The 15,783-nt window shown below is 50.8% G+C and carries 15 protein-coding genes; 8 read left to right on the top strand and 7 right to left on the bottom strand.

What is annotated here, in order from left to right; translation table 11 throughout:
- Nucleotides 1–31: 31 nt before the first annotated feature.
- The 4 genes from AC5JO6_RS14625 (at nt 32) to AC5JO6_RS14640 (ending at nt 3,847) form a co-directional block, all read left to right on the top strand.
- The gene (locus AC5JO6_RS14625; protein ID WP_496081803.1) at nt 32–1,330 is read left to right on the top strand and encodes a glucose-1-phosphate adenylyltransferase; all 1,299 of its coding nucleotides are present in this window, start codon (nt 32–34) and stop codon (nt 1,328–1,330) included.
- Nucleotides 1,331–1,405: 75 nt separating this feature from the next.
- Entirely contained in the window at nt 1,406–1,966 is a 561-nt protein-coding gene (locus AC5JO6_RS14630) for an AAA family ATPase (protein ID WP_496081804.1), read from the top strand.
- A 241-nt stretch (nt 1,967–2,207) separates the two neighbouring features.
- Nucleotides 2,208–3,203 (top strand): DnaJ C-terminal domain-containing protein, encoded by a 996-nt coding sequence (locus AC5JO6_RS14635; RefSeq protein WP_496081805.1) that lies wholly within the window; start codon nt 2,208–2,210, stop codon nt 3,201–3,203.
- Nucleotides 3,204–3,265: 62 nt separating this feature from the next.
- Nucleotides 3,266–3,847 carry a Uma2 family endonuclease gene (locus AC5JO6_RS14640; protein ID WP_496081806.1) on the top strand — a complete coding sequence of 194 codons (582 nt, stop codon included), beginning with the start codon at nt 3,266–3,268 and terminating at the stop codon, nt 3,845–3,847.
- A 62-nt stretch (nt 3,848–3,909) separates the two neighbouring features.
- On the opposite strand, the gene biuH is transcribed toward AC5JO6_RS14640, so the two are convergent.
- From biuH to AC5JO6_RS14660, 4 genes are all read right to left on the bottom strand, one after another.
- The gene (biuH, locus tag AC5JO6_RS14645) at nt 3,910–4,590 is read right to left on the bottom strand and encodes a biuret amidohydrolase (RefSeq protein WP_496081807.1); all 681 of its coding nucleotides are present in this window, start codon (nt 4,588–4,590) and stop codon (nt 3,910–3,912) included.
- A gap of 96 nt (nt 4,591–4,686) precedes the next feature.
- Nucleotides 4,687–5,736, bottom strand: coding sequence for a formamidase (locus tag AC5JO6_RS14650; RefSeq protein WP_496081808.1), 1,050 nt, complete (start codon nt 5,734–5,736; stop codon nt 4,687–4,689).
- A 368-nt stretch (nt 5,737–6,104) separates the two neighbouring features.
- On the bottom strand, nt 6,105–6,575 hold the full coding sequence (locus AC5JO6_RS14655; RefSeq protein WP_496081809.1) for a DUF4168 domain-containing protein: 471 nt from the start codon (nt 6,573–6,575) through the stop codon (nt 6,105–6,107).
- Between the two features lie 379 nt (nt 6,576–6,954).
- Complete coding sequence (locus AC5JO6_RS14660) at nt 6,955–7,740, bottom strand: DUF1868 domain-containing protein (RefSeq protein ID WP_496081810.1); 786 nt, start codon at nt 7,738–7,740, stop codon at nt 6,955–6,957.
- A gap of 333 nt (nt 7,741–8,073) precedes the next feature.
- Here AC5JO6_RS14660 and holA point away from each other — a divergent pair, with 333 nt between their 5' ends.
- Nucleotides 8,074–9,054: a DNA polymerase III subunit delta gene (holA, locus tag AC5JO6_RS14665; RefSeq protein ID WP_496081811.1), complete on the top strand. Its 981-nt coding sequence runs from the start codon at nt 8,074–8,076 to the stop codon at nt 9,052–9,054.
- A gap of 256 nt (nt 9,055–9,310) precedes the next feature.
- A complete protein-coding gene (locus AC5JO6_RS14670) occupies nt 9,311–9,634 on the top strand; it encodes a DUF1825 family protein (RefSeq protein WP_496081812.1) in 324 nt (107 codons plus the stop codon).
- A gap of 74 nt (nt 9,635–9,708) precedes the next feature.
- On the opposite strand, the gene AC5JO6_RS14675 is transcribed toward AC5JO6_RS14670, so the two are convergent.
- Entirely contained in the window at nt 9,709–11,622 is a 1,914-nt protein-coding gene (locus AC5JO6_RS14675; RefSeq protein WP_496081813.1) for a transglycosylase domain-containing protein, read from the bottom strand.
- Between the two features lie 237 nt (nt 11,623–11,859).
- Here AC5JO6_RS14675 and tyrS point away from each other — a divergent pair, with 237 nt between their 5' ends.
- Nucleotides 11,860–13,065, top strand: a complete 1,206-nt coding sequence (gene tyrS, locus AC5JO6_RS14680) for a tyrosine--tRNA ligase (protein ID WP_496081814.1) — start codon at nt 11,860–11,862, stop codon at nt 13,063–13,065.
- 34 nt (nt 13,066–13,099) lie between these two features.
- Here tyrS and AC5JO6_RS14685 read toward each other — a convergent pair whose 3' ends face one another.
- Nucleotides 13,100–13,534, bottom strand: coding sequence for a GxxExxY protein (locus tag AC5JO6_RS14685; protein ID WP_496081815.1), 435 nt, complete (start codon nt 13,532–13,534; stop codon nt 13,100–13,102).
- A gap of 55 nt (nt 13,535–13,589) precedes the next feature.
- On the opposite strand from AC5JO6_RS14685, the gene AC5JO6_RS14690 reads away from it, so the two are divergent.
- Nucleotides 13,590–14,516 carry a branched-chain amino acid ABC transporter permease gene (locus AC5JO6_RS14690; protein WP_496081816.1) on the top strand — a complete coding sequence of 309 codons (927 nt, stop codon included), beginning with the start codon at nt 13,590–13,592 and terminating at the stop codon, nt 14,514–14,516.
- A gap of 30 nt (nt 14,517–14,546) precedes the next feature.
- On the opposite strand, the gene AC5JO6_RS14695 is transcribed toward AC5JO6_RS14690, so the two are convergent.
- Nucleotides 14,547–15,770, bottom strand: a complete 1,224-nt coding sequence (locus tag AC5JO6_RS14695; protein ID WP_496081817.1) for an acyltransferase family protein — start codon at nt 15,768–15,770, stop codon at nt 14,547–14,549.
- Nucleotides 15,771–15,783: the final 13 nt, after the last annotated feature.

The raw sequence follows: 15,783 nt of genomic DNA on the forward strand, positions 1-15,783 counted from the left end.
TGGAGCAGAGTGGGAAGATGAGAGGTTTCTTGTGAAAAAAGTTTTAGCCATAATTCTTGGAGGCGGTGCTGGCACTCGTCTTTATCCATTGACCAAGCTGCGCGCCAAGCCTGCTGTGCCGATCGCGGGTAAGTATCGTCTCATTGATATTCCAGTTAGTAACTGCATCAATTCAGACATTTTTAAGATTTACGTCCTGACCCAGTTCAACTCTGCTTCGCTTAATCGCCATATTTCGCGTGCGTACAATTTCACGACGGGCTTCAGTGAGGGCTTTGTCGAAGTGCTGGCTGCTCAGCAAACGCCAGAAAACCCTAACTGGTTTCAGGGTACGGCTGATGCTGTACGGCAATACCTTTGGCTGTTTCAAGAATGGAAAGCGGATGAGTATTTGATTTTGTCAGGAGATCATCTTTACCGGATGGACTATGGCGATTTTATACGTCGTCACCGCGAGACTGGGGCAGATGTCACCATTTCGGTGGTGCCAATGGATCATCGCCGAGCGTCTGATTTTGGTTTGATGAAGATTGATGACGCTGGACGCATTATCGACTTTAGCGAGAAGCCCAAAGGCGATGCTTTAACAGCGATGGGCGTTGATACTACTATCTTGGGGCTAACTCCAGAAGAGGCGAAAAAAAATCCCTACATTGCCTCCATGGGCATTTATGTCTTCAAGCGGGAAGCGTTAGTCAAACTGCTGCGCGATTTTCCGGAGCAGACCGATTTTGGTAAAGAGATTATTCCAGCCTCGTCGAAGGAATGTAATCTCCAGGCATATCTTTTCAACGATTACTGGGAAGATATCGGGACGATCGAGTCCTTTTACGATGCCAACCTGGCGCTTACGCAGCAGCCGCGTCCACCGTTCAGCTTTTACGACGAAGACGCACCGATTTATACTCGCCAGCGCTATTTGCCACCCAGCAAGCTGTTGGACTGCCATGTGCGGGAATCCATCATCAGCGAAGGCTGCATTCTGAAAAATTGCTCTATCACCCATTCGGTGCTGGGAGTACGATCGCGTGTGGAAGCGGGTTGCACGATCGAAGATACGCTGATTATGGGCGCAGATTACTACCAGCCGTTTGCTGAGCGTCAGTCCAGCGACGACTGCCACAATGACCAGGTACCTCTGGGTATTGGTGCTGATACCTTCGTTCGACGTGCCATCATCGACAAGAATGCTCGCATTGGTTGCAATGTGCAGATTATCAACAAAGATCGGGTGCAAGAAGCAGAGCGAGAGAGTCAGGGATTTTACATTCGCAGTGGCATTGTGGTGGTGCTGAAGAATGCAGTCATTCCAGACGGCACAGTGATTTAAGGACTGGGATTCTCGATCGGAGCTTGCAAATCATCGATCGCAGCTTTTAGCTAAGGGTATGTAAGGACTTGCTTCTTGTCTTCTTTTTGCGATCGCCCCCTCCCTCTTAGCCTGCCGCCACTAGAGGCTTCGTCTGTCCGGTTAGTCATCCTCATCGGACTACCCGGTAGTGGTAAATCGTCACTTGCCACCATGCTGTTGCAGGCTTGTTCACAGCGCCACCTAGTTTCGACTGATGCGATTCGATCGCGCTTGTTTGGTGACGAAGCGGCTCAAGGGCACTGGCTCAAGGTTTGGCGAGAAGTGGGTCGGCAATTTCAGCAGATAGCCCAACAACGCACGATGAGACAGGCATCGGAGGCGATTTATGACGCGACTAATGCGGTTCGCCGCGATCGCTGTCGTGCGATCGCCCTTGCTCGTGCTTATGGCTTTACCGATATCGTTAGTGTATGGGTCAACACACCACTAGAAGTCTGCCTGCAACGCAATCAACAGCGCGATCGCCAAGTGCCTGATGCCGTCATCCTGCGAATGCACCGTTGTTTAGTCGGTGCCCCGCCGAGTGTTAATGATGGGTGCGATCGACTAATTGAACTGAATGACATTGAACTGAGTGACAACGGTGAACCATAGAGTACGGCAATTGCGCCCTCAACCGTTGCAGGAGCCGCACCCACTGAACTCGACGTTTTTGGTAGATTAGACGTGAAAAGAACGTCAAGGCAGCAAGAACTGGTTTGAATACGGGGTGTAGAGTAGAAGGAACGCGGATGCTTCATGCTTTGCTACGAGTCATACCGAGAACATCTCACCCTGAAACCGTTGCTCAGACGTACTTAGAGAAATAGGCTGAATCCTCAGAGGAGAAGGATGAATGGCTGCGACTGATTTCAAAGACTATTACGCCATTCTGGGAGTGGCTAAAACCGTCAATGCCGATGAGCTGAAAAAAGCCTATCGCAAGCTGGCGCGGAAGTATCATCCGGATATGAACCCCGGAGACAAAGCGGCTGAGGCTCGCTTTAAGGAAGTCAGCGAGGCATACGAGGTTTTGTCAGATCCAGAGAAGCGGCAGAAATATGACCAGTTTGGTCAGTATTGGAAGCAAGCAGGGCAGGGTGGCTCTCCCTTTGGCTCCCAGCCTCGTGCTGGCAGTGACTTTGATAACTTTGAATTTGGGCAATACCGCAACTTCGACGAGTTCATCAACGAACTGCTGGGTCGGATGGGCAATGACCCTGGTTTTGGGCGTTCTGGAACGGGTGCCCGTACATCAAGAAGTGCCCCTGGTGGATTTGGTGATTTTTCTGGGTACGACTCAAGCGGTACAGGACTGGATGCAGAAGCCACTATTACGTTAACGCTTGCGGATGCGTTTCGCGGGGCGCAAAAGCGCCTGGTTTTGGGCAGCGAGGAGTTTGAAGTGCGCATTCCTCCTGGTGCCAAGCCAGGTAGCCGGATTCGGATCAAAGGGAAAGGGCGGAGCAGTTCCTATGCTCCTGGGCAGCGTGGTGATTTGTATCTCATGGTGGCGATCGCGCCTCACGCCTTTTTCCAGTTTGAGGGCGATAATCTTGTCTGCGAAGTGGCGATCGCGCCGGATGAAGCGGTTCTAGGTGCCCCAATCGAAGTACCTACGCCAGACGGCACCGTAACAGTTAATATTCCGGCTGGCATCCGCTCTGGTCAATCGCTGCGGCTAAAAGGCAAGGGTTGGCGGAATCCGAAAGGCGATCGGACGGATCAGATGGTTCGCGTTGTGATTGCTACTCCTAAAGAGATCAGCGCGATCGAACGTGAATACTACGAAAAAATCCGCTCCAACCGCAGCTTTGATCCACGCAAGAACCTGAAAGATGTGAAGCTGTAAGCGGCTGAGGCGATCGCACTAAAATAAGGTACTTGGAGCATGACACGCACGGGGCGATCGCAATGACATACACCAAACTCTCTTTTGAAGACTACCTCACGCTGGACGCGTGTGAGCTTGAGTGCCCTGCGGAACTGATTGATGGAGAGTTAATCGAATTGCCACCGGAAGCTGGGTTGAATAGCAGTATTGTGATGTTTGTAGTGGCGCACTTGCTAGCGATCGACGTTCCCTTCACCCACATCAAACCCTATTGCTGCGAAGTCCAAACTCCTGTTTTGGAGCGAGGTGATGCAGCAAACCGTTATCCTGATTTAGTGATTTTAAGCGACGAGCATCTGCGGTTGATCGAAAAGCGCAACACCATTACCTTAGAAATGCCGCCGCCTCGTTTTGTGCTGGAAGTGGTCAGTCCGGGGCAAACAAACCGCCATCGGGATTATGTCCGTAAACGTGCTCAGTATGCGGCAGTTGGCATTCCTGAATATGTCATTGTTGACCCAGAGGCGCAGACATTGACGGTGCTGGTTTTAGAACAAAACAATTATCGAGAAGCGGGCTGCTACAGCGGCGATCGACGGGTGCTTTTTCCCACTTTTCCCGAACTTGCTCTGACTGTGACCCAAATTTCTGCCACCAGTTAGTTTTGAGGGCAAATGTAAGAGCCTCAACTTCTTCAAGAAGCTGAGGCTCTTACAACCAACAACTATTGGATGGCTGCCAGCAGCGCTTGAGAATTGGCGACCGCTCCAAACACGCCCCCTTGCATTTTGACCATATTGAGGGCTGCGAGATGGTTGCCGTGGTCAGTAGCAGCGGTGCAGTCAGAGAGCAGGAGGCACTCGTAGCCGCGATCGTTCGCATCGCGCATGGTGGTATGCACACAAACATCAGTAGTAATACCTGCCAGCAAAATGTTCTGAATGCCTTGACGTTTCAAAAGCAAATCTAGATCGGTGGCGTAGAAGGAGCCTTTACCCGGTTTGTCGATAATGGGTTCGCCTGGTAGAGGAGCCAGTTCGGGGATGATGTCCCAGCCTGCTTCGCCGCGCACCAGCACTTTACCGCAGGGACCTGGATCGCCAATGCCTGCACCAATCTGGCGCGATCGCCACTGTTTGTTTGCTGGCAAATCTGCGAGATCGGGACGATGCCCTTCGCGGGTATGCATGACGTGGAAGCCCTGCGATCGCATCACATCCAGCACTGTTTTGATCGGGGCGATCGGTGCCCGCGTCAGCGACAAATCGTAACCCATCTGATCGACATAGCCTCCGATGCCGCAAAAATCGGTCTGCATGTCGATGATCAGAAAAACGGTGTTCTCTGGGCGCAGGTCGCCATTGAACGGATACGGATACGGCTCTGAAGTAACATAGCGTCCCATTATTAATCTCCAGAAGAAGTGCTTTGTGCAGCGGTACGCTCCTATACATCAGTGCTGAACTCAGCGCGATGTTTATGACTCAGCCACTCTCAGCCCCTAACCCTCAGCGCGATCGACGGCAAGCAGTTTCTCAGGTGTGTTCGCCGCTAGTGGAGCAGTCTCATACGTCCGGGTCGGCGCAGGGAAGCCGCAGGAAGTGCCGTCCGTGTAAACGACTTCCTCTTCCCAGGGCAGACGGTATGCACCGTTCACTAAATCCTGCATGTACGTGTAGGGACAGTCCTGTGCGCCGCCTTTGACAGCAACGTAGCCTCGATGCCCAAACTGGTAGATGTTGTTTTCAACTGACCAATGGCGGCGAGCTTCCTGAAGCAGTTTCGGGCGCACCTCTGCGGTAATGATTTCATTGGGGCGACCTGTTCCCATCACGATCGGCACGCCGTCATAGTTGACAATCATGCCTTCGCCCATTGAGTCAAACGAGCCGTCTGACCCACACATACAGACCGACGCTGTATAGATCAGGTTGCAGAACGCGTTCGCCTGATTGGTAATTTGCCAGGAATGACGGATGGGTGCCGTGTAACCTGCCGTTCGCAGCATAATATCAGCGCCTTTGTAGGCACATTCACGCGCCATTTCAGGAAACATGCCATCGTGACAGATGATGAGCGCTAGTGTGCTGCCGTTCGGTCCTTCACAAACAGGAATGCCCAAATTGCCGGGTTCCCACGGTTCGACCGGCACCCAAGGATGCAGCTTGCGGTAGTAGAGCTTCAGTTCGCCCTTGTCGTCTAGAATAATGCCGCTGTTATAAGGGTTGCCGTGAGGGTTGTACTCCATGATGGAAAAACAGCCCCAGATTTTGTGCTCTCGACAGGCAGCGCTAAACGCCTGCACTTCGGGTCCATCCAAGCGGCACATAATCTCTGGATTGGTATCCATCGACAGACCGTGCAGCGCATATTCTGGAAAAACGACCAGATCCATCGTTGGCATGTTGCGCCGTGCTTTGGCAACCATCGCTACAAGGCGCTGAGTTTGCGCTGATAGATCGTCGGGGGTAACGACAGTGGGCAGTTGTAGCTGCACCAAGCCGAGGACGACACCATCGGGTGACTTGTTTAAACCGCCGAGTCCACTCATGCAAACCTCCTACTGATTGCGCTGTTGTCAGAATACAGCAATGGGCGCTGGACTTCTAACGTAAGGCTCTAGATTACATAGCCCGATCGCAAACTCAAATCGGTTCCAGTCAATAATCCAGAGTCTTTAGTCAAAGGTTTAAGCCATTACTGTGCTCACAATAAGGGTTTACAGAATCATGGACACTCAGTGAGTATCAAACATCACTTTTTACGACTTTAGTACGCGATTCACGTCATCAACTCGATCGCCGAGCCGACTTAAACTAGTACAGGCGGAAGTTCGGCAACCGTAGGGCATGCATCTTGCCTGCTGGCAGTCGAGGCGACTGCGCTACGGAAGGGTGGCTAGATTTACGCCACAGACTACTAGGGCGTTGTCTTTTGTAGCTTTAGCAACTCGCTTTGAATTTGCTGCTGAAGGTTAGGATCGCCTTCTTTACGGCGTGTGATGTCGTTGAATTGAGAGATGGTCAAGCCGTTTTCCTTGATAATCTCGGCGGAGCGCTTGAGGAAGCGACCACAGATATCCTGGACAGCCGAGGGAATGTTCTGCTGCCGACAGACATCCTCTGGCACGTTGCCACTCATAATTTTTTTTGCCTCAGCATAGTCTTGCTGGCGCTGTTGCTCAATGTAAAAAGCAGCGCGGGCATACTGGCTCACCTGAGGCGCACTGGCTTGGGCATACGCAGCATTGCTGAGGTTCCAAGTCGATCGCCGCATCAAGTGTGAAGCATCACTGGCAACTAAGCCCACCGTCGAGAGTGCGCTTATAAGGAAAAGTCGTGTAACGGTATTGAGAGAAGGTCGTAAAAGGCTAACAGAACGTTGCATCATAGTTGTGTGTGACACTGCAAAAACTAGCACACGAGAGGTTTCAATAAGCTTTGAATTATTTTAGACGCGATAAGTTCCAGCAATGAGCAAGGATTTAAAACTGAGTTAGCGCTTGTTAAAGTTAGAACGGTTGGTAAACAGCAGCGAGTTTGCAACTTATCGCTAATGAGTGACGAAGCTGACTTTCAAGAACGCATTGCTTAACCCTCTCAGTCAGAAGTTCAAGCCTTGGCTGTATTAGAAACTACTGGGCATTAATTGTAGTGACGGAAATAAGTCTGCGGTGTGCCCCAAAATTGAAGCCATTGCCCCTGATGCGATCGCGCGTTCGCTGCCGTAAAGCCTTGATATCGCCTACCCCTCACTATTGCCAGCCCGCTCAAAACTCAAACATTGCCCAATCAGGCTTGCGATAATAGTGGGTCATGTCGTCAAACTTGCGTAACTCAGCTCGATCGACCCAAAACGCCTTTGTCTCTTGCTCTAGCCATTGCTGGTTGAGCTGCACAAAACTGTCGCCCAACTCAACCAATGCTTCGGGTGATGGAATGGAGCCGAAGTAACCCAAGGTAATATGAGGCGTAAAGTAGTACTGTTGTTCAATACCCAGTCCAATCAGATCAGAATTTTGGAAGACGGCACGACGGAGTTTGAGCACACGATCATACGAGTGTTCATCTGCTGGTGCGAGGCAGACCGCGATCGCTCGTGGCATCACCATGAGACCTAACGCCTGAAACTGTAGCGGTTTGCCCTCGGTCATCGCGTGGGATTGACGAAAGATCGTCGCAATCTGGTCTTGAAGCTGCACCTCAAACTCAGGCTTTTCTTGACTGGCATCACGATAGGCGTTGTCCCAGATCAAGTCTGCAAGCGTCATATGAAAACTTGCGGGCGGCACTGGCACAAATAGTTCTGCACCCAGTTTATGTAAAAGCTGCTGTTGATACTGCGTCAGGCTTTCGTGCAACGCAGCGTTTTTTGCGTCCTCTTTCCCTGGTGGTGTCACAATCGTATAGCCAGGAAACGGAGCGGGTTGTCGCCCTTTTGCTGCCTCTAGCTGAAACTTGGGAGATTCCTGAAGATGCTGCACCTGGGAGCGATACGTTTCCGGTAAGGTCAAACGTACAGCCCGATTCAGGTAAGTTTGGTAGTTCTCGTCCAATGTCGATCGCCTCTCAAGGTTACTTAATCATATCTATGACTGGCTGTGTCAGGAACCCTCTACATGATCTGCTCACTATTGATGATGCGAGGGCTTGCCTGTGATGCTTCGTCTCCAGGAGGACTTGATTCCCACCATAATCTAAATCCAGTCTGACAGGATTGCTAGGGGCTGTCATCAATTACAATCAGAGTCCTGATAATGGCAAGTCTACAGCTCCTAGCCTGCTTTTTGGGGCGGGCGCGGTCAGACTGATGCCGTAGGCTTTTGACCGTTAATTGATGACGCGCCTTAGGACAATACAATTACAGGCGACAGCAGGAGGTATTCTAAATGCCAATTTACCTTTACTGGGGCGAGGATGATTTTGCGATCGCCGAGGCAGCAACGGCACTCCACCGACAGTTGCTTGATCCCGTCTGGAGCAGCTTTAACTATGACAAAATTACTGCTGACCAACCCGATGGTATCAGGCAATGCCTGAATCAAGCGATGACACCACCCTTTGGCGCGGCTAACCGTCTCGTTTGGCTGGCAGACACGTCACTTTGCCAGCGATGCCCAGAAGCCCTCCTGAGCGAACTGGAACGTACCCTACCGGAGCTTCCCGAAACCACAACGCTGCTGCTGACAACGGGTAGCAAACCTGATAGTCGCTTGAAATCGACCAAGCTGCTGCAAAAGTACGCCACTATCCAGGAGTTTGGGCTGATTCCTACCTGGAAAACCGATTTATTGGTGAAGCAGGTGAAGCAAGTTGCCCAAGAGAGTGGTGTCAAGCTGACAGCGCACGGTGCAGAATTGCTGGCAGACCTGGTTGGCAACGATACCCGTCAACTGCATAGTGAGTTAGAAAAACTGCGGCTCTATGTCGGCAACTCAAAACAGCCGATCGATGAAGCCGCGATCGCCACCCTCGTTACAGCCAGCAGCCAGAGCACAATCCAGTTAGCCGCTGCCATCCGTCAGGGGCAAACGGCTCAAGCGCTTGACCTGATCGCCGACCTGCTCCGCCAGAACGAACCCGCCCTCCGCATCGTTAGTAGCCTGGTTACGCAGTTTCGCACCTGGGTCTGGATTAAAGTGATGCGGGAAGCAGGCGAGCGGAATGAACAGGCGATCGCTCAAGCCGCAGAACTCAGAAACCCAAAGCGCCTCTATTTTCTTCAAAAAGAGGTCGAATCGCTGTCAGCCCAAACACTCCTGCAAACGCTGCCCTTGTTGCTAGACCTGGAAGCCAGCCTCAAACGAGGAGCTGATGAACTGCTGACATTACAAACGAAGATCATCGAGCTTTGTGAATGTTGTCGATGAGTGCGCGTTATAAGCGAGGTGTGCGTCTTGAGCCTTGTTACGATCGTTCGCCACACTTACAACATCGCCACCGTCCGATTCAGCTACACTTCAGCCTTCAGGTAGTGAAACCCCTACTTACCAACGGTTTAAATACACCAGGTCATTGAATTAAGATAGTCGTGTCTAGAAGACCCGTGTTTAGAAAACTTTGTGTTTAAAAGACCCGGCGAGCGGTAATTGCTCCAGTAAAAGTCATTAGTGAAGATTTGAAGCGATGGGATTTTTTGATTCTGAAATCGTACAGCAAGAAGCCAAGCAGCTCTTTGAAGACTATCAATCGTTGATGGCGCTTGGATCTGACTATGGCAAGTTCGATCGTGAGGGTAAAAAGCTGTTCATTGAGCAGATGGAAGCGATTATGGATCGCTACCGTATCTTTATGAAGCGCTTTGAACTGTCGGAAGACTTCATGGCTCAGATGACAGTAGAGCAACTCCGCACACAGCTTGGTCAGTTTGGTATGACACCCCAGCAAATGTTCGAGCAGATGAACAGGACTCTGGAACGGATGAAAGCGGATGTAGAGAAAACGCTGTAACAGTTTTTGGTTGTTGGTTTTTAGTTGCTAGAAAGATTGTCTAAAAACTAAAAACCAATCACTAACAACTGGTTTCAGGGTCGGTTAAATTCGGTGGGCGATCGAAAGTTCTCAACCGGAACCCCTTGCAACGCTTGCTGCATAAAGTCGCGCCACACTGGAGCAACGTAGCCACCACCCGTTGCGCCTTTACCGATCGGGCGATAGTCATCATTGCCCACCCAGACCGCGGTTGCTAGCTGAGGCACGTAGCCCACAAACCAGATGTCGCGCTCAGAAGATGTTGTGCCCGTCTTGCCAGCCACAGGACGATCGAGCCTTGCCGATGCACCTGTACCGCGATCGACGGCTCCTTGCAAGACGTTTGTCAGCGCTGCCGTTGCCCACGGATCGAGCACCAGTTGCGGTTTGGGCGTGTTATCTAGCAAGATATTGCCTGTGCTATCCGTCACCTGCACAATAAGCGTCGTCTCAGAATACCAGCCGTTGCTGGCAAAGGTTGCGTAAGCGCCAGCCATTTCTAAAGGGGTCAGATCAACGGCACCAAGTGGTAAGGAAACGACAGGCTCGATCGGGCTACGAATGCCGATCGTGCGTACCACGTCAATGACCTTATTCAGCCCCACTTCTTGCCCAAGCCGTACTGCTGGCACATTGCGGGATTGCTCCAGCGCCGTCCGAATGGGCATGGGACCGTGAAACGAATTGTCATAGTTCTGGGGCGAGTAGTACTCGTAGCCATCGGGATAGCTGACGGGTGTATCGGCGATCGTGGAATCAGGGCTGTAGCGACCAGACGCGAACGCCGTATAGTAAACAAACGGCTTAAAGGCAGAACCGGGCTGTCGCAGCGATTGCATTGCTCGGTTGTACTGGCTCTTGCGGTAATTGACCCCGCCTACCATTGCTTTCACAAAATGGGTGCGCGGGTCAACCGCTACGAGCGCCATCTGATCGGCATAGATGCCCTGGTTCACTAGATTTGCATGTCCTCGTTTCACCACATCTTCAGCAAGACGCTGTAGCTTCGTGTCCACCGTTGTCTGCACACGCATACCACCTTTGAGCACCGCATCCTTCCCAAACCGCTTCGTCAACTCCTGCACTGCGGCTTCAGTGACATAGGGAATCGTACTGCCCTGAAAAGACGTGATTTTGCCCAGTTTGATGGTTTGCTTACGGGCAGCGGCTTCCTGTTGGGGTGTGATCCAGTTCAGTTCTTTCATGCGGTGAAGCACGATTGCCTGTCGCCGCTTTGCAGCTTTATAGTCAATAAACGGACTCAAGCTCTCAGGTGCCTGAATCAGCCCTGCCATCATGGCAGATTCGGCTAGTGTCAGGTCGGCAGACGATTTACCAAAGTAGCTCTCAGCAGCAGTCTCAGCCCCGTAGGTATTGTGCCCCCAGTACACCTGGTTCATGTACATCTCAAACACCTGCTGTTTTGAGAAGATTTGCTCCAGCCGTAATGCCAGCACTGATTCTGCCACTTTGCGGCTAAAGGCGCGTTTGGGCGTGAGGAACAGGTTTTTGACTAGCTGCATCGTCAGCGTAGAGCCGCCTTCAACCGTTTCGCCCTGATGCCAGTTGGCTAAAAAGGCTCGCAGGACAGCACCCGGATTCACGCCATGATGGGAGTAGAAGTAGCTGTCTTCGATCGCCAGTACTGCTCGCTTCAAATCGGGAGAAATTTTATCGAGCGGCACCACTTCTCGGTTTGCTTCACCGTGGATGCTCGTTAGCAGTGCGCCTTTGACATCGTAAATATGAGTAGTTTCGCTGGGCACATAGCTGCGAAGGATGCGAACATCGGGCAAATTGCGAAAGCTGATGGCTAAACCAACCAATCCACCTGCTACCACCGAACTCGACAGCATTGCCACACCAAGCACCATGCCGCCTGTCACTTTGCCAACGGTTTTGACGACCTGATAGATCGTCTCTGGCGCGCCAGGTTGTTTGCGTTGTTGAAGAGTATTGGATGCCACGACGACTTTAGATCCTTACAACGATTGAACGGGCAGGGCTTGCATGTGCGACTTTCAAATCGCGCTGCACAAGTACCCAATCATACTATTCATGCCTTAAACGAAGGTATCAGCATGGCTTTAGCAGCAACGTTAACATCATAACTACGGGACGGATGACAAACCGAGTTAAATTAATGGCAAACAACATGCGATCAATTGAGCCATAATCCTGTGTCTGAGCAACCCTTGCATACGATGTCTAATCAATCCTGGCTGCGGCGCGGCGTTAGCGAGATTTTCCCCAATCAGGCGGAGTCCTCTAGCAGTGAGGAAAATCTGACACAGCGGTGGGCGCAGAGCGATCGCCCCCTCCGTATCAAGCTGGGCATCGATCCTACAGGCACCGATATCCATTTGGGGCACAGTATTGCCATGCGAAAGCTACGATCGTTCCAGGATGTTGGTCACACGGCTGTTTTAATCATCGGTGATTTCACTGCCCGCATTGGCGACCCTACAGGCAAATCCGAAGTACGTCGCCAGTTGAGCGCAGACGAGGTTCGCGCCAATGCCCAGACGTATCTCAAGCAAGTGCGCCCCATTCTGGACTTTGACACGCCAGGACGCTTAGAAATTCGCTACAACTCGGAGTGGTTGTCCAACCTGGATTTGAGCAAGATTCTGCAACTGCTGGCGACCACAACCGTCGGGCAAATGCTGGCAAAAGAGGGCTTTTCGGAGCGCTACGACAAGGGCGACCCCATTTACCTGCACGAATTTCTCTATCCGTTGATGCAGGGCTATGATTCTGTGGCGATTGAATCCGATGTGGAACTGGGTGGCACCGATCAGAAATTCAACATTGCGATCGGTCGAGATCTCCAGCGTCATTTTAGTCTGCGCCCTCAATTTGGGCTACTGGTGCCGATTTTGCTGGGCACCGATGGCGTACAGAAGATGTCGAAATCGCTTGGCAACTATGTGGCGCTATCAGAAGACCCGCTCACGATGTACTCCAAGCTAGAGAAAACACCTGATACGCTGTTGAAATCGTACTTTGAACTGCTGACCGATTTATCGATCGACCAACTTCCCGACAATCCCCGCGAAGCACAGAAACTGCTGGCGTTGACGATCGTCACTCAATATCACGGTGAAGCAGCCGCAAAACAGGCACAGCAAGATGCGATCGCGCTCACACAAGGCAATACGTCCCAGGCTGATACCGTCCCAGAGTTTTCCTTGTCCTCCGTGCAGTTTCCTGCCAAGCTCTTCTTTTTGGTCAGCACCAGTGGGTTGTGTAAAAGCAGTTCCGATGCACGACGGCAGATTCAAGGTGGTGCCGTGCGGTTAGATGGTGAGAAGGTTGATGCAGTCGATCGCACCTTCGATGCGCCAGACGATCTGGTTGGCAAAGTCTTGCAACTCGGCAAAAACAAGTTTGTTCGCTTTGTCGTCTAAAGCCAAACGAACTCTGCATCTCTGCGGTTTGATATCACCGCTGAGGCGCAGAGAACGCTGAGGATTCTTGGAAGTTGTTGGCGATCCGCTTTAGACCACTTTTTAGGACGGGGACGTTGAAGTTGATCAGCAATCCCAGCGTTAATCGAGAGAGTTTGAGATAGGTTAATAGTTGCGCGTCGTGGATTGGTAAAAGCGTTTCAACGGCTTTCAGTTCCAGAATTAATCTGCTTTCTACCACCAAATCCAGGCGATACCCGCAATCTAGCCGCACACCCTTATAGACGACTGGCAAAGGTTTTTGTCGCTCAAACACCAGACCCACTAACGACAATTCATGACAGAGACAGTGTTCATAAGCAGACTCTAACAATCCCGGACCAAGATGACGATGCACCTCAATACACGACCCGATCGTCTGCCGTGTCAACTCACTGAAACTCTGCGCCTCCGCGTCTCTGCGGTTCATCCTCTATTCTCCTGTCTCAAACTCTTCTGTTAGCATTCCCAAAACTCCCTTACAAATGCCCGATTTTCTTTCCACCTACGGCTTTCTCATCGTCTCCATGCTATTGGGAGCAATGTTAGGTCTATCACTCTATCTACCTTTGATGGCGGGACAACTGTCGTTAGCCAGTCCCGGCTTTTATGCGCTGGGTGGTTACATTGCCGCCATCTTATCCACCCAGGTCTTTAAAATAGAGGGCAGCTTTCCCATCCCCCTCCTGCTGTTAGAAATGCTTCTTGCTGGAGTCATTTGTGGCTTAGTGGGAATCGTGGTAGGCATTCCAGCCTTGCGGTTACGGGGCATTTATCTGGCGATCGCCACCATTGCCTTTGTCGAAATTCTCCGCATTCTGGCGCTAAATCTGGACATCACAGGCGGCGCTGTTGGTATTTTCGGCATTCCTCAACCGTTTCAGACGGCGATCGAGTATCTCTGGATCGTCCTGCCCTTAATAGTAATCAGCATCGCCTTTGTCTATCGGCTAGAAAATATCCGGGTTGGTCGCGCCTTCATTGCCATTCGCGAAGACGAACTCGCCGCCGATGCCATGGGTATCAACCCGACTTACTACAAAGTGTTGGCGTTTGCGCTGGGTGCTATGCTGGCAGGCATTGTCGGTGCTGTCAGTGCCCACTTCCTCAACACCTGGAATACCCGTCAAGGCACCTTTGATGCCAGCATCATCTACCTCACGTTTGTACTGATCGGCGGCTCCAGAACGGTCGTTGGTCCTGTTATAGGTGGTATGGTCTTCACCGCTTTACCAGAAATTCTGCGTGCTGCCGCTGACACTCCCGGGCTACCCCTGTGGTTGGCTCAGTTTCTACGTGATGGTCGCCTCATTTTATTTGGTCTTCTGATTGTGATCGGCACTGTCTTCTTTCCTCAAGGATTGGTGACTCTGAACCTGTTTAAACCACGCAAACGACGACAGAGAGTATAAAAATACCAAGCTATCATCACAGCGTAGTATTCACTTTTTAGCCGAGTAGAAGTTCGTTTGAATAATGTCTGGTTTTTTCACAGCACTTGATGATGGCTTTAATTGTAGAAAAGGGTGCTCGATAAAGCGGTAAGTAATGCCTGACAAGCCAATTACAAGCAAGCCACAAACACCTGCCAACACCCAGAAATAAAGCGGGTGCATTCCCTTAATGGGATAGACCAGATTGACAAGCCGTAAGACGCAAAAAAGAACAATGCCATGCAGCAGATAAACGCTGTAGCTAATAGTGCCAAGATATTTAGATGCAGGTGCAGTCAGCAAACCAAACAGATCATTACCACTAGCAATGAAGACAAAGGCACAAAAAATGAGCACGATCGCCCACTGATTTGAAATATAAGGTTGTGGAATCAAAAGGGGAATCGCCGCCAAGAGAAAAATAATACCTAGCGACACTCGTCGATCGAGAAACCATTTTTTCGACTCAAACCGTTTCACCAGATAAGCCGCCGCCATGCCAAACATAAAGTTCATCAACGTTAGCAGCGGGAAGTAACGTGTCAACAGAATGCACGCAAGCAATGCAACGAATAATCCTATAAACCTCAAAGGCTTCACAAACCAGGCAAGCAGCGGCAGCAAGAGATAGAACTGTAGCTCGTACCTCAATGTCCACTGCACTGAAGCATTAATCAAGCCAACGGAGCCATAGTTTATATCAGGAAACAGAACCTTGTCAGCATCAGAGAAACCATAGATGCCACAAATCAGCCAACTACCAACTTGCAGCAAGAATCTTGGCAGACTAACCCTTAGTGAAAAATTGGACATGATCAGAACGATCAGAATCATGATAGCAAGTGAAAACCAATAAGCTGGCAACACTCTTAATGCTCGCCTGATGTAGAAACGCTTGATATTAAATTTAGGCTCAACTATGATCTTTGACCAGAATAAAAATCCGGTGATCATAAAAAAGAAAACAACCGCTCCCTGTCCCAAAAAGGCATACACGTTTGATGGTGCTGATTGCCAAATGCCAAGCTGAAAATACTGATAACTCACAACCGCGTGGTGAAAAAACACTCCCAACGCTAAGAAACCCCTTAAGCCATCTAATGCTTTAAACTGTGCTTTATTAGCAGTCTGAATAGCTGATTGATAAAAAACTGAGCGGCTGACAACTAATTTTGCAGCCCCAAAGAACAGAATGCTAAGACCGATCGCAGGAAAAATGCTGGTAAGTGTCATAACGAGGAGCCGT

Source organism: Tildeniella sp. (assembly GCF_059505325.1).